We start from the raw sequence: 23,624 nt of genomic DNA, 5'->3' as shown, positions 1-23,624 counted from the left end.
GAACTCGGCCCCCCCGGCATCCTCGTGAACAACGCGGGGGTGCTTCGCGACAACCTGCTGTTCAAGATGAGCGAGACCGATTGGGACACGGTGATGAACGTGCACCTGCGGGGGGCGTTCCTCATGACCCGCGCCGCCCAGGCGCACATGGTGAGTGCATCATGGGGTCGCATCGTGAACCTTTCGAGCACCTCGGCGCTCGGGAACCGCGGTCAGGCGAATTACGCGGCAGCGAAGGCCGGCATCCAGGGATTCACGAAGACGCTCGCGGTCGAGCTCGGTCGGTACGGGATCACCGCGAACGCGATCGCGCCGGGGTTCATCCAGACGGATATGACGAAGGCGACGGCGGAGCGTCTGGGAGTGAGCTTCGAGGCTCTCGTGGATGCACAGGTCTCGCAGATCCCAGTCTCTCGCGCCGGTGTCCCTAACGACATCGCCGCCGCGGTCTCGTACTTCTGCCGGAAAGAAGCGGGATTCGTCTCTGGACAGGTGCTGTACGTCGCGGGTGGTCCAAAGTCGTGATCCGTGTCACCCATCCACGGGGCCTGACGGCGCTCATCGGTTCGGTCGCCGTCGGCGACTGGCTCTCGGTGTCGCAGGCGCGGATTGACGCCTTCGCCCAGGTGACCGAGGATCACCAGTGGATCCACGTGGACGTCCAGCGTGCGGCTGCAGGCCCGTTCGGAACGACGATCGCCCACGGACTGCTGACCCTCTCGCTCGTGCCGCGTCTGATCCGCGACCTTGTCGACGTTCAGAACGCGGATGCCGTCGTGAACTACGGCGTCGACGGCGTGCGCTTCCTCGCACCGGTGCCCAGCGGAGCACACATACGAGCGCGCACAGAGCTCGTCGAAGCCAGCGAGACGGACCGCGGCGTGCGCGCGCGCCTCAAGAACACCGTGGAGATCGACGGCAGCGAACGTCCCGCGCTCGTCGCGGAGACCATCCATCTGTTCGTCCACGCTCCATAGCGTCACCGCCTCACCCGCCGCTTTCAACGTCGAAAGGACACATGTAATGACAACCCTCACCGACCGCGCCATCCAGGGAGACGGATTCGCCACTCTCAACGTAGCGACGATTCTCGCCGAGAGCGCGGCGCGGTACCCGGACGCCCCGGCCGTGCACCTCGCCGGACACACCATCCCCTACCGCGCATTGTGGGGCCAGGCCCGCGCGTACGCCGGCGCGCTCCAGGCTCGCGGTATCGGCAAGGGGGACCGCATCGCCCTCATGGCACCGAACGTGCCCGACTTCATGCGCGTCTACTACGGCGCGCTGGCACTTGGCGCGATCGTGGTGCCGGTGCATCCGCTGTTCAAAAAGAATGAGATCACATTCGTTCTGTCCGACGCGCAGGCCGACCTATTCATCGCCGCCGCGCCGTTCCTGGTTGAAGCGCTCCCGGCAGCCGTGGCCGCTCAGGTTCCCACTCTCTCCGTGCTCGTTCCCGACGAGATGATCGCCGCGACGGGCGTCCCCCGCCTGGAAGATGAAGCGGCGGCGGCAACGCCGATCACCGACATCGAGCAGACGAACCCGCTGGATGCCGCGACCATCCTGTACACGAGCGGTACGACCGGCACCCCCAAGGGCGCGGTGAGCTCGCACTTCTCGATCGTCGAACAGGTGCACACCTCGCTGATCGATTCCGTCGACATGCGTCGTGACGACGTCGTCTTCGGTGGGCTGCCGCTGTTCCACACCTTCGGCCAGACCGCCGTGATGAACACCGCGTTCCGCCGCGGCGCGTCGATCGCACTGATGCCCCGCTTCGAGGCCGATGCGGCACTGCAGCTGATTGTTGACCAGGGCGTGACGATCTTCGCCGCTGTCCCGACGATGTTCGTCGACCTGCTCCAGGCGGGCGCCCGCTCGGACGCGCGACCGACACTCCGGTACGGCATTTCGGGTGGTGCGGCGCTCCCCCGCGCGATCCTCGAAAAATTCGCCGCCCGCTTCGGCGCTCAGGTGCACGAGGGATACGGCCTGACCGAGACCACCCCGGTGGTCTCGTTCAACACCGTGTACGAGGACATCCGCCCCGGCACCGCCGGGACACCGCTGTGGGGAGTAGACGTCGCGATCGCGAAGGCGGACGTCGACGATCGCATCGAGCTGACGTCCGACGCTGACGAGATCGGCGAGATCGTCGTGCGCGGCCACAACGTCTTCAAGGGCTACATCGGCCGCGAAGACGCCACTGACGCGACTGTGGTGGACGGTTGGTTCCGCACCGGCGATCTCGGCACCATCACCGACCGCGTGATCACGATCGTCGACCGCAAGAAGGACCTCATCGTCCGCAACGGGTACAACGTCTACCCGACGGAGGTCGAGCAGGCTATCGCGGGTCACCCCCAGCTCGTCTCCGTATCGGTGTTCGGCCTGCCCGACGAGCGGCGCGGCGAGGAAGTCAACGCCGCTGTCGTCGTCAAGCCGGGCGAAGAGGTCACCGCCGAAGACGTGATCGCATTCGCCCGCGAGCGGCTCGCGGAGTACAAGTACCCGCGCGTTGTGCACATCGTCGACGAACTGCCCCTCGGCGCAAGCGGCAAGGTGCTTCGGCGTGCGCTCGTGGAGCGCTTCGCGGCGCAGGTCGAGGCAACAGCCGTCGGCTGACGGTCGGAGGTCCGGTTCAGCTCGGCTAGCCACCTCCACGACATGAAGCCCCGGAATTGAATGACCCGCGCCGGCCGAGGGCGCGGGTCATTCGTTCGTTCAAACGATCTCGAACAGTCCGGCCGCCCCTTGGCCTCCGCCGATGCACATCGTGACGACCGCAAGCCTCGCTCCACGACGACGTCCTTCACGCAGCACGTGACCGACCATGCGCGCACCCGACATCCCGTACGGGTGACCGATCGAGATCGCGCCGCCGTTGACATTGAGGTTCTGTGGATCGATGCCCAATTCGTCCCGACAGAAGACGACCTGCGATGCGAACGCCTCGTTCAACTCCCAGAGGTCGATATCGTCGACCGTCAATCCCTCGCGGCGCAGCAATGCCGAGACCGCCGGCACCGGCCCGATGCCCATCTCGCCGGGGGCGACGCCCGCGACGGCGAGCGCTCGGAACACGCCCAGCGGTTCGACACCGCGGCGGGCTGCTTCGTCCTCGGCCATCATCACGGTCGCCGCCGCACCGTCGGAGAGTTGACTGGCGTTTCCGGCCGTGACCGTCGAGATCGCCGACGCAGCGCCGTCGGCGAGGACCGGCCGCAGCGCGGAGAGATCGTCGAGCGTCGTCGAGGGGCGGTTGCCCTCGTCGCGGTCCAGAAACACGTCGCGGAACGTGATGTCGCCGCTCTGTCGATCGACGACCGCCTGGACAGAAGCCAGCGGCACGATCTCTTCGGCGAAGAGGTCGGCCTGCTGCGCGGCGGCAGTTCGCTGCTGTGAGATCAGAGCGTACGCATCCTGTGCCTCTCGCGTCACGCCGTAGCGCTCGGCGACGATCTCAGCGGTGTTAAGCATTGGAAGGTAGATGTCCGGGATGTTCTCCTTGAGCCACGGGTCGACGGCGCGATGGGTGTTCATGTGCTCGTTCTGCACCAACGACACCGACTCCACACCGCCGGCCACGGCGATTCGCAGGTCGCCGTGAACGATCTGGGCTCCCGCGACGGCGATCGCCATCAGCCCCGAGGCGCACTGACGATCGACCGACATCCCGGGCACCGTGACGGGGAGGCCGGAACGGAGCGCGCTCTGTCGCGCGATGTTCCCCCCGGTGGCGCCTTGCTGCAGCGCCGCGCCGAGGATCACGTCGTCGATGTCGGTGTGGTCGATACCCGCGCGCTCCACCGCTGCGGCGATCACATGGCCCGCGAGGTGCTGCGGCGGCGTGTTGTTGTAGGCGCCGCGGTAGGCCCTCGCAATCGGGGTGCGGGCGGCGCTGACGATAACAGCTCTGGACACGGGTGTTCTCCTCCTTGTTGCGGACGTGATGGCGGGCTCGGCGCGGGGGTGCGCTCTTCGCCCGTAGTCGATGGGTTTCGGTCATCGCGCGGTTCCGCTTCCTCGCGTCCGCACCATCAGAGCTGTCATGCCAGGCGTAGCGCTCATGGCAGGGGTCCGATCGAAAGGATGATTCGCACATGTAGCGACTTCGGTGTGCCAACATCGCGGACTCGATCTCACACGGCGCGCGGCGTTGCCGTTGTTCGGCGGGTCAGTCTGCGGTCACCTGGACCGAGGTCTTGCCGTGCGCCGACGTCGCGGCGACACGGATGCGGCCGCGACCAGTGGGGCGCACGACGGCGAGCAACCGCCCCTCGTGCGTCACGTGCGTGGGGCCTGCGAACGGCTGGTCGTCGTCGGGCTTCGCGCCGGACAGCGCGACTAGTTCGCCCGGACCGGTCACCGTCACGGTGACCTCGGCGGACTCATCCACGGCCACTGTGCCCGCACCATCCTGCAGCGTGAGGTGCACGTACGCGAGATGATCGGGCGTCGCACCGATCTTCTTCCGCTCCGCACGCGCGACGAGCACCGCATCGCCCATGAGGCTCCGCAGCTCGGCGCGCCCCGCTTCTTCGCCGTCTCGGCGGGACACCGCGACGAGGGTTCCGCGCCGATACTCCGTCTCGAATCGCGCGATGAACCCCCGGGCCTGCGCCCCCGTCTCGATACCGACCGGACGCACGCCAAGGCTCACGCCGTCGAGCAACAGCTCGACGTCGTCCGCATCGGTGTATACGTCGACGACCACGGGCGCTCCCTCCTCGACGCGCCAGGCCCAGCTCGAGAGCACGTCGTCCCATGCCCACCGTCCAACGGCGAGTTCACGCCCGTAGCCCTGCGGGCGGTGAACGGCGATGTACGGCTCGCCCCTCAGGCCCCAGACCGTCTCTCGCCAGTACGAGATCGGTCTGCGGATGCCGTTGATGTCGATGGTGCCGGCCTGTGACAGCAGCCACGGATAAGGCGACGCCATGCCGACCGGTTGGAGAGGATCGTCCGCGTACACGGCGCGGCCCGTACCCGCCTCACCAAGGTGGTCCCAGGCGGTCCACACGAAGTCGCCGATCACCTGCGGGTGCTTCTGCACCAATTCCCAGAGACGGTCGAGGCGACTTGGGAATGTCTCGGATCCGACGATTACCCGATCCGGGAAGATCTCGGCGTCGAGGTCGTAGCGCGCCTCTGCGTAGTTGATCCCCGCGACATCCGCCTGGGCGTGCGCTTCCTCCGTGCGGACCGTTGCGATCTCGGCTGCCCCGACTCCAGCGGATCCATCAGAGCTCAGGATCGAGTTGAAGTCGACCGGGACCGAGTGGTCCTGCGCCGTCACCTTCGAGTCGATGATCGACACAAGAGCATTGACCGAGTTCATGAGCGGCCGCGTGGGGTCGAGGTTGCGCACCTTCTCAGCGATCCGCCGCCCCCACACGGCGCCGCCCGGTCGGCCGACCTCGAGGATCTCGTTGCCGATCGAGTAGAGCAACACGCTCGGATGATTGCGGTCGTTCCGGACGAGAGCCTCGACATCTCGCTCCCACCACTCGGGAAAGCTGAGCGAGGTGTCGAACGAACTCTTGCCGACAGTCCACACGTCTGTGAGTTCGTCGATGACGAACATTCCGATCTCGTCGCAGGCATCGAGCAGGGCACGACTCGCCGCGTTGTGCGCACTCCGGATCGCGTTGAAGCCGGCCGCCTTCAACAGTTCGACCTTTCGGCGCTCCGCACCCGGGATGGCGGCGGCGCCGAGAGGGCCGTTGTCGTGATGGATGCAACCGCCCCGCAGCTTGACGGATCGGCCGTTCACGCGCAGCCCATGAATAGGGTCGATCCGAATCGAACGCACACCGAACACCGTCTCGTCGGCGTCGAGGACGTCACCCGAACCGTCGATGAGGACGCTTTCGACGCGATACAGATCCGGGGCATCGATGTCCCACAGTCGCGGCTCCCCAACGTAGTGCGGCACGCGTGCGACGGCGTGCTCGCCGGGCACGGTCGTAACGGGCACCGACTTCTCGCTCACGGTCGCGCCCGAGGCATCCGTCACGCGGGACCGGAGCCGTACCGTCTGCTGCCTGCGCGCGTCGTTCCTCACCTCGACGGCGACCGCGACGACCGCGAAGTCCGCGCCGACCTCGGGAGTCGTCACCGTCACGCCGTCGACCGGGATGTGGATCTGATCGGCGACCGCGAGCCACACGTCGCGGTAGATGCCGACACCCGAGTACCAACGACTGTCCTGGTGGGTGCGCGCCTCGACCCGCAACGTGTTCCGAGAGCCCGCGTGCACACGCGAAGACAGGTCTACCGAGAACGGGCTGTATCCGGAGGGCTGCTGAGCCACGAAGTCGCCGTTGAAATACACGACAGCGTCTCGGTACACGCCGTCGAATGTCACCACCACCGCCTTGTCGGCCCACTCCTGGGGGGCGTGGAACGCCTTGTCGTACACGACATGCGCACTCGGAAAGTATCCCGAGTGGGCTCCGTTCGGGCTGGCGGGCGTGCGCGGAAGGTCTCGGAGAGCGTCGTGCGGAAGAGTCACCCGCGAGGGCGCGGCGGGCGCCAGAGCCGCCGCGAACAGCGACTGCTTGGGCACGACGGTCCATCCGTCGTTGAACGGTTTGCGCAGCATCCTCGCCGCTCCTTCGGTCGGTGCACTGCGACGGACAGCCGCATTGCAAGAGTCTCCAACGACCTTAGACGAATTTCACCCAAGTGTGCGAAATCGGTATCGCCGTGGTCAAGCGGCCGACGCCGCCGGCACCCGCACGCCGACTCGACGAGGAGCGCCTCGATGGGTGAGTTCTGTCACGATGACTGCGCCGCTGCCGCTGCCGTCGCGGTGACGACGGCGGATAGTCCGGTGATTTCCTGCACGACGCCGCTATTTCGCGGGGAAGGTATCGGCCAGTACTTCGAGGATGTGCCGGTACGGCTGCGCCGTGGCGCGTGTCATGCCCAGTTCACAGGTGCGGTTGAGGGATGCGTGCGCCACGCCGCCTGCCACGGCGACTCCGTTTGCTTCGGGTGCGGTTGCCGATGCAGTGAGTTCGGGGTGCAGCATTCCGCGGTCACCGGCGAAAGCGCAGCATCCCCAATCCTCCGGGATGTGCACTGTGCCGGCGGCGGCCGCCGCGACGCGGGTGAGGGAGTCGTTGATCCCCATCCGGGTGGAGGAGCACGTCGGATGAAGGGTCAGTGACGCGACTCGCTCCCCCACGGGCAGCCGGTCGAGCACGACCTCGTCGACGAACTGAACGGCGTCGAGGACGCGGATGCCGATCTCGCCGGCGGCGTCCAGCAGCACGTGCAGCCCTTCGGTGCAGGACGAGGCGTCGCAGACGACGGGGAGTTCGCCGTCGAGGGTCGCCCGACGGAGGGATGTCGCGACTCGGTCTTTCATGACGGCATATCCGTCGGTGAGGCCCTTGGATTTCCACGGCGTTCCGCAGCACAGTGATGGCAGGTCGTCAGGCGTTACGAGAGGCACGCCTGCTCGCCGGCACAGGTCCAGGAACGACTCCGCCACCCCTCGCGTGCCGGGCTTGGCCGGCCCGAACATCGTCGTCGTGCAGCTGGAGAAGTACACGGCCACCGCGTCGGACTCCGCGAACACCCGCCGTTTTTCACCGCCGGCGGGGAGATCGCTGGTGTAACGGGGCACGATGTCGTCGCCGAGGACCGCACGACCCATGGCGGTGGCAGCTCCGGGAAGAGCTGCGGGGACGGCATCCGCCACCGTCAGTGCCATGCCCCCGATGCGACTGACTGTCTTCCAGTTCTTCGCGGCGAGCTTCCATCCCGATTGCGTGACGGCGTTCTGGGTGTCGGTTCGCAGGCGCCGGACCAGGTCGCCGGTGTTGATGAGGACGGGGCAGGCGGTCTGGCACATGCCGTCGACGGCGCAGGTCTGGACCCCGTCGTAGTCGTATTCGGAGCGCAGTTGCTGCGCCAGCGCGGCATCTCCTGCCGCTTCGGCTCGTGCCATCTCTCGACGCAGCACGATACGCTCGCGCGGGGTGAGGGTGATGTCTTTGCTGGGGCATACCGGTTCGCAGTAGCCGCACTCGACGCAGCGGTCGACCTCTTCTTCCACCGTGTGGACGATCTTGAGGTTGCGGATGTGTGCGGTCGGGTCGTCGCTCAGAACCACTCCCGGGTTGAGCAGCCCCCCGGGGTCGATGAGGGTCTTGATCTCGCGCATGACCTCGTAGAGCTCGTCGCCGTACTGCCGCCGGACGAAGGGCGCCATGATGCGGCCGGTGCCGTGCTCGGCTTTGAGCGTGCCGCCTTGGGAGAGCACGAGGTCGACCATCTCGTCGGTGAATGCCTCGTAGCGTAGAAGCGATTGCGGGTCGTCGAAGCGTTCGTTGAGCAGGAAGTGGATGTTGCCGTCCTTGGCGTGCCCGAAGATCACGCTGTCCTCGTAGCCGTGCTGGTCGAACAGCTCGATGAGGCGCGTGCAGGTGGGAAGCAACCGGTCCACCGGGACGGCGATGTCTTCCAGCAGCGCGGTCGTTCCCGAGGGACGCGCGCCTGCGACAGCGGTGAAGAGGCCTTTGCGGATGTGCCAGAGTTGCGCACGCGTCACCGGGTCGGCCGTGAGTGCCGCCGGCACCGTCAACGCCAGCGCCTTCAGGAGCGCGGCGGAACCGGCGATCAACCGGCCCAGTTCCGCTGCGCTTTCGCCCTGGTGCTCGACGAGGAGCGCCGCGTGGCCGTCCACCTGGAGGGCCCGCAGCCCGGCGGTGGCGTCCGGGTCGCGTTGGGCGACGCGCAGGCTGGTGGCGTCGAGGAGTTCGATGGCGGCGAAGCCGCAGTCGACCAGTGCCGGCAGTGCTGCGGTCGCGGCATCCAGGGTCGGAAAGATCAGGAGGCCGGTCGCGACGTGCGCCTTGAGCGCAACCGTGCGGAAGGTGGCCTCGGCGACGAATGCGAGAGTGCCCTCGCTCCCGACCAGCAGACGTTCGAGGATGTCGACCGGACGGTCGTAGTCGAGGAAGGCGTTGAGGCCGTACCCCATCGTGTTCTTGATCGCGTAGAGCCGCTCGATGGCGGCAACCGAGTCGAGGTTCGCGCGGACGCGGTCGCGCAGTCGCTCAAGCCCGGCATGGATGCGCGGCTCGGCCGCGCGCAGGAGGTTGTCGGCATCGCCCGCCGTGGTGTCCACGACGGTCCCGGACGGCAGCACGAAGATAGACGAGGACAGAGTGCGGTAGGTGTTCGAGTGGGTGCCGCAGCACATGCCGCTGGAGTTGTTGGCGACGACGCCGCCGATGGTGCAGGCGATCTCGCTGGCGGGGTCGGGGCCGAGCTTGCGGCCATGCCGGATGAGCCGGGTGTTGACGGCTCGCACGGTCGCCCCCGGTCCGGTGCGGACGAGGTCGCCGCCCTCCGGCACGTGGACAGAGCGGAAGTGCTTTCGCGTGTCGATGAGGACCCCGCCCGTGCCGGCCTGCCCGGAGAGGCTGGTCCCACCGGAGCGGAAGGTGACGGGAACGCCGGCGCGCTGCGCGGCGCGCATCGTCGCCGCGACGTCGTCTGCGTCGCGCGCGGTGACCACGGCCTGCGGCGTCAGAAGGTAATGCGAGCCGTCGTGCGCGGCGGCAAGCCGGTCGGTGGCCCGCACCCCGACGACCACGCCGGTCGCTTCAAGCTCCCGCAGCAGCGCCGGATCGGGGGCGGGGAGCGTGGCGGTTTCAGTGGGACTCACGGGAGACCTTCGATCCGCTGGATCCGACGAGGAAGTCGAGGTCGGCTCCGGTGTCGGCCTGCATGACGTGGTCGACGTAGAGGCGCTCCCAGCCGCGGCGTGGATTCGCGAAGCCTTGCACGGTGGCATCGTTGACGCCGCGCGCCGCGAGCTCGTCAGTGGGAACCTCGACGTCGAGGCGGCGGTTGCGGACGTCGAGGCTGATCCAGTCGCCGGTCTGCACGCGGGCGAGCGGTCCCCCTGCGGCGGCCTCGGGTGTCACGTGCAGGATGACGGTGCCGTACGCGGTGCCCGACATCCGCCCGTCGCAGATGCGCACCATGTCGCGCACGCCCCTCTCGAGCAGCTTCTTCGGCAGCGGCATGTTGGACACCTCGGGCATGCCCGGGTAGCCCATCGGGCCGCAGCCGCGGAGGATCATCACGGAGTCCTCGTCGATGTCGAGGTCGGGATCGTCGATGCGGGCGTGGAAGTCCTCGATCGAGTCGAAGACGACCGCGCGGCCCCGATGCTTCAAGAGGTGAGGCGATGCGGCGGCGGGCTTGATGATCGCTCCACCCGGCGCCAGCGAGCCGCGGAGCACGCTGATCCCGGCGGCGGGGATCAGCGGCTGGGTGCGCGACGCGATCACGTCGGCGTCCCAGATCCGCGCGTCGTCGAGGTGGTCCACGAGCGGGCTGCCGGTGATCGTGAGCGCCGTCGGGTCCAGCAGGTCCTTCACCTCGCGGAGCACGGCGAGGAAGCCGCCGGCGCGGTACAGGTCGTCCATGAGGTAGCGCCCGGCGGGCTGCAGGTTCACCAGGAGCGGCACGTCGGCGCCGATGCGGTCGAAGTCGTCGATGGTCAGGTCGATCCCGAGCCGCCCGGCGATCGCCAGCAGGTGCACGACCGCGTTGGTCGAGCCGCCGATGGCGGCGAGCGCGACGATGGCGTTGTGGAAGCTCGCCTTCGTGAGGAAGGTCGACGGGCGTCGATCCGCCGCGACCAGCTCCACAGCCAGCCGCCCGGTCTCGTGCGAGGCCTCGAGCAGCCTGCTGTCGGGTGCCGGCGTCCCCGCGAGCCCGGGGACGATCGTGCCGAGCGCCTCGGCGACGAGCGCCATCGTGGAGGCGGTCCCCATCGTGTTGCAGTGCCCCTTCGACCGGATCATCGACGACTCGGACTTCTCGAAGAGGGCTTCGCTCAGCGTGCCGGCGCGCACCTCCTCGCTCAGCCGCCAGACGTCCGTGCCGCAGCCGAGCGCCTCGCCGCGGAAGTGGCCGGTGAGCATGGGGCCGCCGGGGATCACGATGGCAGGCAGATCGACGGATGCCGCGGCCATGAGCAGCGCCGGAATTGTCTTATCGCATCCCCCGAGGAGCACCACGCCGTCGATCGGGTTGGCGCGCAGCATCTCCTCGGTGGCCATCGCCGCCATGTTGCGCCACAGCATTGCTGTCGGACGCACCTGCGTCTCACCCAACGACACCACCGGGAGGTTGACCGGGATGCCGCCCGCCTCGTAGATCCCGTTCTTCACCGACTGCGCCACTTCATCGAGGTGCGCGTTGCAGGGGGTGAGGTCCGACGCGGTGTTGGCGATGGCGATCTGCGGGCGGCCGCGGAACGCGGTGTCGGGCACACCCCGCCGCATCCACGCGCGATGGATGTAGGCGTTCCGGTCGTCTCCCGAGTACCACTCCGAGCTCCTGAGGTCGGACGCCATTGTTTACCAACTTTCGGAAATTACGTCTGATTGACGGAATATGACTATAGTAGCGGCGTCAGTAGGCCGCATCCGTCGAAGGGGATCACGATGACCGTCACGGATGCCGTCATCCTTGCGAACCCCACGACGTGCGAGTTGGGCGAAGGTCCGGTGTGGGACCCGATCCGGCAGGTGGTGCTGTGGGTCGACATCCGCCGCGGCCTCGTCTTCTCCGGCCGGCTCGACCGGCACGGTCGGGTCGTCGACGCGGATCACGTGCCGTTCCCCGGCACGGTGGGCGCGGTGGCCGTGGCGGAAGACGGGTCGTGGATCGTCGCGGCCGCCCATACTCTGATCGTGCACGCTGTCGCGGGACGGATGCGGGAGCTCGCGCGGATCATTCCGGCCGGGCAGTCGCGGCGGACCAACGACGGAAAACCGGATCCCGCCGGGCGCTTCCTGATCGGGACGCTCTCACTCGGCGACGACTCGGACGGCGAGGTGCTGGCCCGCCTCGAGCAGGACGGCACGCTGACGACCGTCGACGACGACCTCACGCTGTCGAACGGGCTGGCGTGGAGCCCCGACGGGTCGGTCCTGTACTCCGTGGACACCATGCGCCGTACTGTGTACGCCCGCTCGTACGATGCGGGTGACGGAACCACGGGCGAGCGACGCACGCTCATCGAGTTCGACGACGGATTCCCCGACGGCATGTGCAGCGACGCGGACGGATGCCTCTGGATCGCCATGTGGGGCCTCGGCGAGGTACGCCGCTACACGCCGGACGGCGTGCTGGACTGCAGCATCCGCGTCCCCGCACCACACGTCTCGAGCGTCGCCTTCGCGGGGCCCGACCTCGACACCCTCGTCATCACGACCGCAACCCAGGACCTGACCGGGGAACAGCTGACCGCGTACCCGCTGTCAGGAAAGCTGTTCACCGCTCGGCCCGGGGTTCGCGGACTGCCCGTGCCGCCGTGGAGCGGCGTGGCCGAGAAGCAGAAGGAGACCCCATGAAGCTCGCCCGCATCGGAGCCGCCGGAGAAGAGAAGCCCGTCGCCTTCGTCAGCGACGACACCTACGTCGACCTGTCGGACGTCGTCACCGACTTCGACGAGGCGTTCTTCGCCGGGGGCGGCATCGACCGCATCCGGCCGGTGGTGGCCGAACGCGCCTCGGCCGGCGGAATCCGTCCGCTCCTCGATCAGCGGATCGGCGCACCGATCGCGCGGCCGCACCAGATCATCTGCGTGGGACTCAACTACCGCGACCATGCGGCCGAGACAGGTCAGGCGGTGCCCGACGAGCCGATCCTCTTCACCAAGTCGCCCAACACGCTCGTCGGTCCGTACGACGACGTGCGGATTCCGCGCGGGTCCACCAAGCCGGACTGGGAGATCGAGCTCGGCATCGTCATCGGTCGACGCGCGAGCTACCTCGACTCGCCCGAGCATGCGCTCGACCACATCGCGGGCTGGGTCCTGGTGAACGACGTCAGCGAACGGGCGTTCCAGCTGGAGCGAGGCGGCCAGTGGCTGAAGGGCAAGTCGGCCGAGACGTTCAACCCCACCGGGCCCTGGCTGGTCACCCCGGACGAGGTGCCCGACGTGCTCGACCTGGGCATGCGGCTGGACGTCAACGGCATCCGCCGGCAGGACGGCTCGACATCGACGATGGTGTTCGATCCGGCGTTCATCGTCCACTACATCAGCCAGTTCCTCGTGCTCGAACCCGGCGACCTCATCAACACCGGCACTCCTCCCGGCGTCGGCATGGGATTCCAGCCGCCGATCTGGCTGCAGCCCGGCGATGTCATGGAACTCGAGATCGACGGGCTCGGCTCGCAGCGACAGACAGTGCTCGCGCCGCGATGAAGGCGTTCGTGATCACCGCCCCCGGCGAGGCCGGGGTGCAGGACGTCGAGCCGCCCACGGCGGCGCCCGGCGAGGTCGTCGTCGACGTGGCGCGAGCGGGCATCTGCGGCACCGACATCGAGTTCTACACCGGCGAGATGCAGTACCTCCATGAGGGACACGCTGAGTACCCGATGCGCATCGGCCACGAATGGATGGGCACCGTGTCGGCCGTCGGCGAGGGTGTGGACCCCGCCTGGGTCGGCCGCCGCGTGACCGGCGACACCATGCTGGGTTGTCAGAGATGCGTACGCTGCCGAGCCGGCTATCACCACGTGTGCCAGTTCCGCGATGAGATCGGGGTCCGCAACGGCCGGGCCGGTGCTCTTGCCGAGCAGATCGCCGTCCCCACCTGGGCGCTGCACCCGCTCCCCGACGCCGTCGACGATGCGACCGGCGCCATGGTCGAACCCGGCGGGAACGCCTGGCGGTCGGTCGACGCCGCCCGCCTCGAGCGCGGCGACCGCGTCCTCATCCTGGGGCCGGGAGCCATCGGCTTGCTCTGCGCTCTCTTCGCCCGCGCGGCCGGGGCCGAAGTGCATCTCCTCGGCCGACCCGGCCGGTCGCTCGAGTTCGCGAGGTCGTTCGGATTCGACGGCGTCTGGACCGAGGCCGACCTCCCTGACCTCGCGTGGCACGCCGTCATCGACTCCTCCAACGCGCCGCACCTACCCGCGAAGGCCCTCGACCTCGTCGAGCCCGGCCGCCGGATCGTGCACGTCGGACTCGCCGGCAGCCCCAGCCTCATCGACACCCGAATGCTCGCCCTCGGCGACGTCACCGCGGTCGGCATCCTCGGCGCATCAGCCGGCCTCGACCCGACGATCGCGGCGTATGCCGACGGCGCGGTCGACCCGCGTCCGCTCATCGCCGCCACCATCGGTCTCGAGCACCTTGCTGGCGCCCTCGCCGGCGCGCGCCCGACCGGCGCCGGAGCGGGACCCAAGATCCACGTTGAGATCGCTCGGCGATCAGAACAGGAGCCGTCATGAAACGTGCGCTCGTCACCGGCGGTGCGCGCGGCCTCGGCGCCGCCACCGCCGTCCGCCTTCGCGCCGACGGCATCGAGGTCGTGACGGTCGACCGTGCCGGCGACGTCGACGAACTCGTGGACATCACCGACGAGGATGCCGTCGCCCACCTCGCCTCACACCTCGGACCGGTCGACATCCTCGTCAATTCAGCGGGAATCGTCGGCCCGAATATGCCGCTCGTCGAAACGACCCCGGCGGAATGGCGGACCACGTTCGAGGTCAACGTGCTCGGCACGGTCGCGATGATGCGAGCCTTCATCCCCGGGATGGTCGAACGAGGATGGGGCCGCGTCGTGAACTTCGCCAGCATGGCCGGCAAGGACGGCAATCCCAACCTGGCCGTCTATTCGGCCTCGAAAGCCGCGGTCATCGCCCTCACGAAGTCCGCGGGCAAAGAACTCGCCACCACCGGCGTCCTGATCAACGCGATCGCGCCCGCCGTCATCGCCACACCCATGAACGACGCGACCGCCCCGGACGTGCTGGCGCACATCACGAGTCTCATCCCGATGAAGCGCGTGGGCGAAGCAACCGAAGTCGCCGAGCTGGTGGCGTGGCTGGCGTCCGAGAAAGTCAGCTTCTCGACGGGCGCGGTCTACGACATCAGCGGCGGCCGTGCAACCTACTGAAGGTCGGCGACCGATTCGCCACGGACGACCGCGGCGATCGCCGGGGCCTCGGCCACCAGGTCGGCCAGCGGCAAGCGGAACGCGAGCGCGCTGACGCTCACCGCACCCGCTGGCGGGCCGCTCTGGTCAAGTCGCACCGGCACCGCGAGGCAGTTGACGCCGACCTCGTTCTCCTGATCGTCGACGGCGTACCCGCGCTCAGCACTGACCTGCAGCTCACGCCACAGGGCTCCGACATCCGTGATGGTGTGCTGCGTCCGCGATTGCAGCGGCCCCTCACCCACGAGCCCACGCAGTTCCCGCTCACTGGTGATCCGGTAGCTCAGCAGCAGCTTGCCGACCGCTGTGCGGTACGCGGGGTTGCGGCCGCCGATGACAGAGGTGAGCCGCACCGCCCCACCGGGAGGATCCGTCTTCGCGCGGTAGACGACGTCCGCGCCGTCGAGAACGGCATAGTGGGCGGTTTCGCCATATCGGCGCGTAAGCTCTTCGAGGATCGGCGTGATCCGCAGCGCATCGGGCCGGTCGGCGAAGTTGCGGAAGGCCACGCGGAAGAATTCGTCGCCCAGCGCGTAGGTGCCTCGGCTGACCAAAGTCGCCAGGCCGGCCCTGCGCAGCGACGTCAGCGCGCGATGCACCGTTGACTTCGGACTCTTCATCGCCAGTGAGAGTTCGTCGAGCGTAGCGCCCTGCGGATGGTCGCCTAGTTCGATCAGCACCGCAAGAACTCTGTCCGCGCCCACGACGCGAGCGCCGTCTGGGCTCAACTCCGCTCCGGCCACGATGCTCCCTCAATCCGACTATCGGCATCTTAGTCCGACATCGTGAAATCACCTCGCGCGCTCATTCGAAGAATAGCTTGCACAGGCGACGAATTTATGATGCAATTCAGAAATTGAGCTCAGCCCACTTCCCGAGTGCTCGGCACCAGCTCCACCGCACACCATGATCAAGGAGGATCGCCGGTGGCTCTTCCCCCCATCGACAACGAGACCGTCGAAGCCGTCCAGGCGGCTCGCGACGACATTCCGCGGAAAGAACTCCGCGGAGGATGGCGTCTGAGCCGCGGCGAGCGCGTGCGCTACTACCTCGGCTATTCCGGCTGGCAGACGGGCTCCGGCATACTCGCCTCGTTCCTCACCATCTTCCTCATGCTGCAGGGAATGAGCCTCGCCGCCGTAGGAACGCTAATCCTGATCGTGAAGTTGATCGACGCCGCAGACGATCTTCTCTTCGGCTACGTCATCGACCGCATCAACCCGACGAAGATGAAATGGCTCGGTCGGCTCGCGGGCACCGGCAAGTATCTCCCGTGGTATCGAGTGACGTTCGCGCTTCTGCCCTTGGCGACGATCATCTTCTTCGCGATGCCCTCTGGACTGCCGGAATACGCGAAGATCGCCTGGTTCGCTATCGCGTATCTGCTCTACGACGTGGCGACGACCTTGAGCCAGGTGCCTATGAGCTCGATGATCATGACCCTCACCGACGACGTGACCGAGCGGAACGCGCTGCTCAAGGTCAAGGGTGTCCTGATGGTCGTGTTCGCCGTCGTCGCCGGGCTCGCATGGCAGGCGATGATCAGCGAGTTCGTCGGCTGGCCGGTCGCCGCAGTCGCCATCGGCTCCGCGATCGTGGCTTTCCTCCTGATGCTCCCGCTCGCCCGCAAGGTCCAAGAGCACAACGTCGGACTCAAGAACGTCGCCGAAGAGGCCGCCCCCCGCTACACCGTGGGGGAGATGTTCAGAGCTCTTCGGACGAACAAGTACATGCTGCTGCTGCTGTCGGCCGACGTCGTCCGCGGCCTTGGCCTGACCCAGCTCACGACGGGCATGTTCGCGGCCTTCTTCCTCTTCAACAACTCGCTCATTCTCACGCTGCCGGTACTGGTCGCGTTCGTGCCAGGCCTCATCCTCCAATTCTTCGCCGACCGGATCGTACGCCGGTTCGGCAAACGCAACACCCTCCTGGCGGCCGCCCTGCTCGCCACGATCACCGGCGTGGTGATGTTCCTCCTCGGCCCGAGCAACGTCACGGTCGTGGTGGCCCTCATGGCGATCATGTCGATTCCGGGCGCGCTCATCGTGGTCGTCATGACGTTCGTGGTGCCCGACACGATCGAGTACACCCGCTACAAGACGGGCCAGGACTGCTCCGGAATCTTCTACGCGCTGGAGTCCTTCGTTCACAAGGCGTCCGCGGGCGTCTCCGCGGCGTTCGCGATGTTCGTCCTCGCTCTCGGCGGCTGGGTGGCCGTCAACGCGACGGACTTCTCCGACCTCGCCGCGCAGGGAATGGAGCAGCCCCCGAGCGCGCTCACCGCGCTCTGGCTGACGATCTCGCTGCTTCCTGCCCTCGGCTGCCTTGCGTTCGGGGTCATGATGGCCTTCTACCGCCTCCGGGACCGCGATGCATCACTGATGGCGCAGTGCAACAGCGGCGAGATCTCCCGCGAGGAGTGCGAAGCGCAGCTCTCCCGCAGGTACTGATCTCAGCAGGAGCGAGGTCGAGCGGGCCATCGCCGGCAGCCGCAGCCGACCTCCGCCTCTCTGTGTGCACCTTTCGCTCTCTGACTCCACGTAGATCAGCGCGTCAGGGGCGGACTACGGTGTAGTGGAGAACGCTGGCGGCCCGCTGCGGCCGCCGCACCATGAAGAGGATGCAAGCACATGGCGACATCGGAGGCGGCGCCTCGCGCGCGCGGCGAGTATGCCAAGTCCGCTCAGCGGCGCACGGACATCATCTCCGCCGCGGTCGAGGTCTTCTCCGAGTCGGGGTTCCGTGACGGAACCTTGCGGACAGTCGCCGAGCGCGCAGGGATGACGCACGCGGGTATGCGGCATCATTTCCCGACAAAGGTGGACCTCCTCGAGGCCGTGCTCAAGTGGCGCGAAGTCGACACACTCCAACGCGCCCGGCTCGCCCAGCCGATCGGAATCGACGTCATCCGCGCGTGGATCGCATCGGTCGCCGAGAACACCACACGACCCGTGCTAGTCGAGCTCGAGGCCGTGCTCTCTGCAGAGGCGATATCGGCCGACAACCCGGCGCACGGGTACTTCAACGACCTGTATCAACGCGCCGAAGAGCTGCTCACTCGGGCCTTCGTCACCATGGCTGAGCAGGGCGAACTGCGCGCCGAGATCGAGCCCGGGGTCGCCGCGCGCCTGCTGCTGTCCACGACGTTGGGGTTGCAGTCGCTTTGGCTGCGCAACCGTTCGATCGACGTCGCTACGGAGCTTCGGACCTACATCGGCGTTCTGCTCGCCGTCGAACTTTGACCCACCCCCCGGCGAAGTTACCCCGACCGGGCGTCGACGCTGCCCTCGCGAATCTCAAGACCGCCGCGAGGTAGTCGCGGCAGCTAGCGCGCCGGCGAGTTCAATCTGGTGACCTGAATATATGTGTATACTCATATATACCGCATATCCGTGCACAGAGGGTCTCGTGAAGGTCGAAGCATTCCCAGACCAGAACGAGTCCCTCGCCATCGCCAGCGGGTTGAGGATCTCCCAGCCGAAGGAGTCTGGCCGACCAAGCCGGTCTGGTGCGCCAGCCGTCCATCAGGTACCGGGGCATCTCGCCATCTAGGACCACGAGGCACGCGAGATCCTCATCCGGTACCGCACTGTTTCGCCCTTCACCGCGGAGGCGCCGCTCGCGACCGAGATGAAGTCCTAATGTTGACCGCACACCGGAATTCCACGTAGCGAGGCGGATTGAGATGACCACCACAACACCCGCAAAGAAGCGCGGCCCCTACGCGAAGTCGGCGATCACGCGCCAGCGGGCGGTGGATGCGGCTCTCGAGCTCTTCTCGTCGACGGGATATCGCGGGGCAACCCTGACCGACGTGGCAGATCGAATCGGCATGACCCTCACCGGTCTACAGCATCACTTTCCGGACAAGGACTCGCTGCTGGCTGCCGTGCTCGAGGAGCGCGATCGGCGATCGCGAGACGAGAACCGGATCGAGGTCGGCGAGGATGCAACCGACAAGCTCATCGCGATCGCGGCGCGCAACGTCCACACGCCGGAGTTGACCGAGTTGCATTGCGTGCTCTCCGCCGAGGCGACGTCCCCCGATCACCCCGCGCATGACTATTTCGTCGAACGCTATCGGCGCGAACGTCAAGCCGGCACCCGGTACTTCCAGGAACTGATCGACCAGGGGCGCATCGGGAACGCGGTCGAAGCGCGCAGCCTCGCGACGCAGCTTATCTCTCTTGCCGATGGGCTACAGCTCCAATGGCTTCTCGACCGGGACTCGGTCGACCTCGTCTCCGAGATCCGACGCTTTTTGACGGTCGTCCTCCCGGCGATGGCCGCTGGTGAGTCGGCGTCTCCCAGCGTGCTTTCCCCCACTCAAACCGATTGACAGGACACCCATGACAACACCATCGTTCGAGACCATCCTCGCGACGCTCGAGGCGGCCCCGCCCCAGGATCAGTCGAACGGATATGACACCGCTCGCCTGATCCAGCTCGATGACGCCCTCTCGGATGTCGAGGTACAGGACGAGGAGATCCTCGCCCCCGCAGGAGAGATCGTGGTGCGGCGGTATCTTCCGATCTCGAAGCCAGCGCGTGCCGGGCTCGTATGGGCGCACGGCGGAGCGTGGGTTGGGGGAAGCATCGAGATGCCCGAATCGCACTGGGTCGGTCTCGCCCTCGCATCGCGCGGCGTGGCCGTGTTCTCAGTCGATTATCACCTCTCCCTGCGCGGTGTGACGTTCCCTATACCCTCGGACGATCTGCTCGCCGCATACGACTGGGCCCTCGCGGAGCGGCCGGTGCTGGGCCTCGAGGGCATCGCTATGCACCTCGGGGGCGCGAGCGCTGGGGGCAATCTCGCGGCCGGAGTCGCGAAGCGTCTTGCACGCCGTGGGTCCGCGCCGACTTCGCTGGTCCTCGCGTACCCCGCGATCCACGCGGAGCTACCCGCGCCGTCCGCCGAACTCGCGGAGGCACTGGCGCGGGTCGATATGCCCGACATGATCGCGGGGCTGCTCGCTTTCACGATTGGGCACTTCGCCGGCGAGGCCGGGGTCCACGATGAGATCGCATTTCCCGGCAACGGTGCCGTCCCGGCCGGCCACCCGCCGACGATCGTTCTGAATGCGGAGGCCGATCCTTTGCGCGCATCCGGCGAGCTCTACGCCAACCAGCTGCGCGAAGCCGACGTCCAGGTCGAGGTCGAGTACCTCCCCGGATCGCAGCATGGATTCCTGAACGAGCCGGAGTCCGAGTTCGGCCGCGCAGGCATGAGCCGCATGGCCGACTGGCTCCTGCGCTGACGCGGAGCTCAGCCCTCAAGCCCGACGACAAAGCCGCGACGGGACCGTGAACAGGTCCCGTCGCGGCTCTTGCATTCGCGCCGATCACCCCGTCGTCGCACGCACCCTATTCGGCTCAGGGTCTGCGGCGGTCTTCGTCTTTCGGGTGCGTGCCATGATCGTCAGAAACTTGTCCTCAGGAACCGTGTCGCGCAGCGTGTCGGCGATCTTGCGCATGGGAAGCGTACCGATGCCGCGGAGGATGTGCGGCTGCGATACGTAGCGGAGCTTGTCCGAATCGATCTCATCCAGCAGGGTCGGACCGATCACCGGATGGGTGATCCACTCCTCGAGCGTCGACCACAGCGTGAGCTCGCGCACGATGTCATCACCGGTGAGCGATATCGTCTGTTCCGCGAGAACCGTCTCACTGTCACGGCCGAGCTGCACTGTGTAGGAACCGGCTTCGACGACCCAGTCCGATGCGTCTACGTCCCAGTAGGCGAATGCCCGGCGATCCAGCGGAAGCGAGACAGAGATCGACTCGCCCGCACCGAGCATTACCTTCGTAAACGCACGGAGCTCCCGCGCAGGGCGCTGGATGTCGAGGGTGGAGGGGGCGGCCACGTATATCTGCACGACATAGGCGCCCTCTCGCGAACCAGTGTTCGTCACTGTGACGGTGGCGACGGCGGAGTCGGGCCTCGTCACATCCACGTGGAAGTCGGTGAGCTCAAATGCCGTGTAGCTCAGCCCGTGCCCGAATGGATAGCGGGCCGGGTTGCCGAGGGTAGTGAAGGCCCGATATCCGACGAGCAGCCTCTCGCCGTACACCACGTGGCCGCGCTCACCCGGGAAATTGGGTGTGCTCGGGTGGTCTGCGAGGCGACGCGGTATGGTTTCGGCCAGCCTGCCCGACGGATTGACCTTGCCGAACAGCAGATCTGCGAGTGCACCCCCGCTTGCCTGTCCGAGAAGGAAACCCTCGAGAATGGCCGCCACGTCAGCGTGCCATTCCTCCACGGTCACCACGCCACCGTTGGATAGCACGACGACCGTGCGCGGGGCGACCGCGGCGACGGCGCGGATGAGTGCCACCTGGCTGCCGGGGAGCTCCGTGCTGGTCCGGTCGAAACCCTCCGACTCGTCGCTCTCGCTCAGCCCTGCGAAGATCAGCGCGACGTCAGCATCCGCCGCGATCCCGACAGCCGCGTCAAGCAGCGCAGCCTCGTCACCGCCCCCTTCCAGATTGTAACCAGGCGCATAGGCGACGGCGCCGTCTGTGAACTCGGGGAGCGCATCAAGAAAGGACTCGGTGCGTGTCGCGCGGACATGCGAGCTTCCGCCCCCTTGGAATCGAGGGCTGCGCGCGAACTCTCCGATGACAGCGAGCTTCGTCGCTGCGCTTAGAGGGAGGGTGTCGTCGTTCTTCAGGAGCACAGCGCACTCCGCGGCCACCTCGCGGGCAAGCTGGTGATGCTTGATGAAGTCCGCCTCAACCCGGCGCCCGGCGCCATGCCACTGCTGAAGGCCGAGGATTCGCGCAACCGCGACATCGAGCTCTCGTTCGGCGAGCGTCCCGGCGCGGACCGCCTCGGCGATCAGCGGCGGCGTGCGCCCTTCGGTCCCCGGCATCTCGAGATCCAGGCCTGCCGCAACGGCGGCAGGCCCGTCGTGCACTGCTCCCCAATCCGACATGACCGCGCCCTGGAACCCCCACTCTCCGCGCAGCACGTCGGTGAGCAGCCAGCGGTTCTCAGACGCGAAGACGCCGTTGATCCGGTTGTAGGAGCACATAAGGGTTGCGGGACGCGCCTCCTTCACGATGCGTTCGAAGGCAGGGAAGTAGATCTCGCGCAGGGTGCGTTCGTCGACGTCGGCGCTCACGCGCATTCGGTCGCTCTCCTGGTTGTTCGCGGCGAAGTGCTTGACCGAGCACCCGACGCCCTGGGCTTGGATCGCGGTCACGTAGGCAGACCCGAGAACGCCTGACAGCAGCGGATCCTCCGAGAGGTACTCGAAATTGCGGCCGCAGAGGGGTGATCGCTTGATGTTGACGCCCGGTCCGAGCACGATGTCGACTCCGAGGGCGCGGGCCTCACGGCCGATCGCGGTAGCCACCCGCTCGGCCACGGAGGGATCCCAACTCGATCCGATGGCGACCGCCGGCGGGAAGCACGTGGATTCCTCACTTGCGGTGAGACCGAAGTTGTCACCCGCCTCGCCTTGGGACCGCAGGCCGTGAGGCCCGTCAGACAGCTTCACGGCCTCGATGCCGGATTCAGGTATCCCGTAGGTGTGCCAGAACCCGTCTCCCGAGACGAGTCGCGATTTTTGGTCGAGGGAAAGTTCGGATGCCGAAATGTTCATCATGTCCTTCTGTGCTGGTCAAACAGGCTGAGCGACCCGCGCCGCCACCCACGCCGCGAGGTCGGCGTGGGACTGACGGGCCTGCGGGAGACCGGGGCGAGCAAGATGTGCATGCGCGACGCCGCGCACCGTCTCGCTGCGAACGGGCACACCTGCATCGCGAAGCTGTTCCGCGAATCGCTCGCCAGATGCGCGGAGCCCGTCGAACTCGCAGTTGAAGATGTAGGTCGGCGGGAACACGGACAGATCGTCCGCGACGCCGGGCATCGCATTTGGAGGAGCCGCGTCGGCCGGACCGCCGAGGTAGTTCTCCACGATGGGCGTGTAGATCTCGGGCTTGAAGCCTGAAGCAGCACTCATCCTTTCCAGTCGCGCTTGCAGCTCCGCCGATGCGGGCGGGAGCACGGCATGAAGCGTCGGGTACGCCAGGACGATGCCGGCTGGCATCGTGTCGCCTTCATCTGCCAGCCGGAGAACCGCGCCGGCCGCGAGGTTGCCACCGGCACTGGCGCCACCCAGAACCATGCGTGCGGGGTCGACACCGAGTTCGTCACAGTGGGCGACCGCCCACCGGTACGCGGTGATCACGTCGTCGAGCGGCACGGGATAGTGGACACCGGCGCGTGCCAGCCGGTAGTCGATGGCGATGACGACCGCATCCGCTCGTGCAGCTACTTCGCGGGCGGTCGCGTCACCTTCCCCTCCCTCGAGGTCGCCGAAAGCCCAAGCTCCCCCGTGCACCCATACGAAGAGCGCACGCGCTCGGTTGGAGCTCTCTGGCGTCGCAGGCGTGTACACGCGGATCTGGAAGGATTCGGCCCCCTCTCCCAGCGGGAGATCACGCGTGTGCACTGCAGGGGGCGTGTAGTCCTCCTCGCCCTCCACCGGGGCCTCGAGCAGGCTGCCCAGGCTCGGGTCCGGAAAGACGGCGCTGGGATGCGCCGCGCCCAGGTGCGTCATCTCCGTGTACTTGGCCAGCAGCCGGTTCCAATACTGATCGGTCATGCTGATCCTCCTCGAT

At 67.3% G+C, this 23,624-nt stretch carries 18 protein-coding genes; 11 read left to right on the top strand and 7 right to left on the bottom strand.

Annotation, left to right across the window (positions count from 1 at the left end; genetic code table 11):
- From B1729_RS05000 to B1729_RS04990, 3 genes are all read left to right on the top strand, one after another.
- On the top strand, positions 1–525 hold a 525-nt coding region (locus tag B1729_RS05000; RefSeq protein WP_163631045.1), incomplete at its 5' end, for an SDR family oxidoreductase.
- Positions 522–977 (top strand): MaoC family dehydratase, encoded by a 456-nt coding sequence (locus B1729_RS04995; RefSeq protein WP_163631043.1) that lies wholly within the window; start codon positions 522–524, stop codon positions 975–977. The genes B1729_RS05000 and B1729_RS04995, both read left to right, overlap by 4 nt.
- 46 nt (positions 978–1,023) lie before the next feature.
- The gene (locus B1729_RS04990; RefSeq protein WP_163631041.1) at positions 1,024–2,628 is read left to right on the top strand and encodes an AMP-binding protein; all 1,605 of its coding nucleotides are present in this window, start codon (positions 1,024–1,026) and stop codon (positions 2,626–2,628) included.
- Positions 2,629–2,727: 99 nt separating this feature from the next.
- Here the strand turns inward: B1729_RS04990 and B1729_RS04985 are convergent, their stop codons facing one another.
- The 4 genes from B1729_RS04985 to B1729_RS04970 all read right to left on the bottom strand — a co-directional run bounded on the left by B1729_RS04985 (position 2,728) and on the right by B1729_RS04970 (position 11,396).
- Positions 2,728–3,927 carry an acetyl-CoA C-acyltransferase gene (locus tag B1729_RS04985; RefSeq protein WP_163631039.1) on the bottom strand — a complete coding sequence of 400 codons (1,200 nt, stop codon included), beginning with the start codon at positions 3,925–3,927 and terminating at the stop codon, positions 2,728–2,730.
- 253 nt (positions 3,928–4,180) lie between these two features.
- Positions 4,181–6,610, bottom strand: a complete 2,430-nt coding sequence (locus B1729_RS04980) for a glycoside hydrolase family 2 TIM barrel-domain containing protein (protein ID WP_163631037.1) — start codon at positions 6,608–6,610, stop codon at positions 4,181–4,183.
- Positions 6,611–6,862: 252 nt separating this feature from the next.
- Positions 6,863–9,691 carry an FAD-binding and (Fe-S)-binding domain-containing protein gene (locus tag B1729_RS04975; RefSeq protein ID WP_163631035.1) on the bottom strand — a complete coding sequence of 943 codons (2,829 nt, stop codon included), beginning with the start codon at positions 9,689–9,691 and terminating at the stop codon, positions 6,863–6,865.
- Positions 9,678–11,396, bottom strand: a complete 1,719-nt coding sequence (locus B1729_RS04970; RefSeq protein ID WP_163631033.1) for an IlvD/Edd family dehydratase — start codon at positions 11,394–11,396, stop codon at positions 9,678–9,680. Before B1729_RS04970 ends, B1729_RS04975 begins: the two co-directional genes overlap by 14 nt.
- A gap of 90 nt (positions 11,397–11,486) precedes the next feature.
- Here B1729_RS04970 and B1729_RS04965 point away from each other — a divergent pair, with 90 nt between their 5' ends.
- Genes B1729_RS04965 through B1729_RS04950 form a run of 4 tightly spaced genes read left to right on the top strand, consistent with a single transcriptional unit; the run spans position 11,487 to position 14,957 of the window.
- The gene (locus B1729_RS04965) at positions 11,487–12,398 is read left to right on the top strand and encodes an SMP-30/gluconolactonase/LRE family protein (RefSeq protein WP_239539433.1); all 912 of its coding nucleotides are present in this window, start codon (positions 11,487–11,489) and stop codon (positions 12,396–12,398) included.
- Positions 12,395–13,255 (top strand): fumarylacetoacetate hydrolase family protein, encoded by an 861-nt coding sequence (locus B1729_RS04960; RefSeq protein WP_163631030.1) that lies wholly within the window; start codon positions 12,395–12,397, stop codon positions 13,253–13,255. Before B1729_RS04965 ends, B1729_RS04960 begins: the two co-directional genes overlap by 4 nt.
- Before the next feature lie 8 nt (positions 13,256–13,263).
- Positions 13,264–14,286, top strand: coding sequence for an alcohol dehydrogenase catalytic domain-containing protein (locus tag B1729_RS04955; protein ID WP_239539431.1), 1,023 nt, complete (start codon positions 13,264–13,266; stop codon positions 14,284–14,286).
- Positions 14,283–14,957 carry an SDR family NAD(P)-dependent oxidoreductase gene (locus B1729_RS04950; RefSeq protein ID WP_163631026.1) on the top strand — a complete coding sequence of 225 codons (675 nt, stop codon included), beginning with the start codon at positions 14,283–14,285 and terminating at the stop codon, positions 14,955–14,957. The genes B1729_RS04955 and B1729_RS04950 overlap by 4 nt, the downstream gene beginning before the upstream one ends.
- On the opposite strand, the gene B1729_RS04945 is transcribed toward B1729_RS04950, so the two are convergent.
- Complete coding sequence (locus B1729_RS04945; RefSeq protein ID WP_163631024.1) at positions 14,951–15,700, bottom strand: IclR family transcriptional regulator; 750 nt, start codon at positions 15,698–15,700, stop codon at positions 14,951–14,953. The two genes, B1729_RS04950 and B1729_RS04945, sit on opposite strands and share 7 nt — an antisense overlap.
- A gap of 222 nt (positions 15,701–15,922) precedes the next feature.
- Here B1729_RS04945 and B1729_RS04940 point away from each other — a divergent pair, with 222 nt between their 5' ends.
- The 4 genes from B1729_RS04940 to B1729_RS04925 all read left to right on the top strand — a co-directional run bounded on the left by B1729_RS04940 (position 15,923) and on the right by B1729_RS04925 (position 20,254).
- Positions 15,923–17,446, top strand: a complete 1,524-nt coding sequence (locus B1729_RS04940) for an MFS transporter (protein ID WP_163631022.1) — start codon at positions 15,923–15,925, stop codon at positions 17,444–17,446.
- 180 nt (positions 17,447–17,626) lie between these two features.
- Positions 17,627–18,238 (top strand): TetR/AcrR family transcriptional regulator, encoded by a 612-nt coding sequence (locus tag B1729_RS04935; protein ID WP_163618428.1) that lies wholly within the window; start codon positions 17,627–17,629, stop codon positions 18,236–18,238.
- Between the two features lie 443 nt (positions 18,239–18,681).
- Positions 18,682–19,335 carry a TetR/AcrR family transcriptional regulator gene (locus tag B1729_RS04930; RefSeq protein ID WP_163631020.1) on the top strand — a complete coding sequence of 218 codons (654 nt, stop codon included), beginning with the start codon at positions 18,682–18,684 and terminating at the stop codon, positions 19,333–19,335.
- 10 nt (positions 19,336–19,345) lie between these two features.
- Positions 19,346–20,254: an alpha/beta hydrolase gene (locus B1729_RS04925; protein ID WP_163631018.1), complete on the top strand. Its 909-nt coding sequence runs from the start codon at positions 19,346–19,348 to the stop codon at positions 20,252–20,254.
- Between the two features lie 84 nt (positions 20,255–20,338).
- On the opposite strand, the gene B1729_RS04920 is transcribed toward B1729_RS04925, so the two are convergent.
- Both B1729_RS04920 and B1729_RS04915 read right to left on the bottom strand, forming a co-directional pair.
- The gene (locus B1729_RS04920) at positions 20,339–22,603 is read right to left on the bottom strand and encodes a glycoside hydrolase family 3 C-terminal domain-containing protein (RefSeq protein ID WP_275575838.1); all 2,265 of its coding nucleotides are present in this window, start codon (positions 22,601–22,603) and stop codon (positions 20,339–20,341) included.
- 18 nt (positions 22,604–22,621) lie between these two features.
- Positions 22,622–23,608, bottom strand: a complete 987-nt coding sequence (locus B1729_RS04915) for an alpha/beta hydrolase (RefSeq protein ID WP_163631015.1) — start codon at positions 23,606–23,608, stop codon at positions 22,622–22,624.
- Positions 23,609–23,624: the final 16 nt, after the last annotated feature.

Origin of the sequence: Microbacterium sp. B35-04 (assembly GCF_010634885.1) — a bacterium.
GTDB lineage: Bacteria > Actinomycetota > Actinomycetes > Actinomycetales > Microbacteriaceae > Microbacterium.
This window is presented reverse-complemented; position numbering and strand designations above follow the sequence as displayed.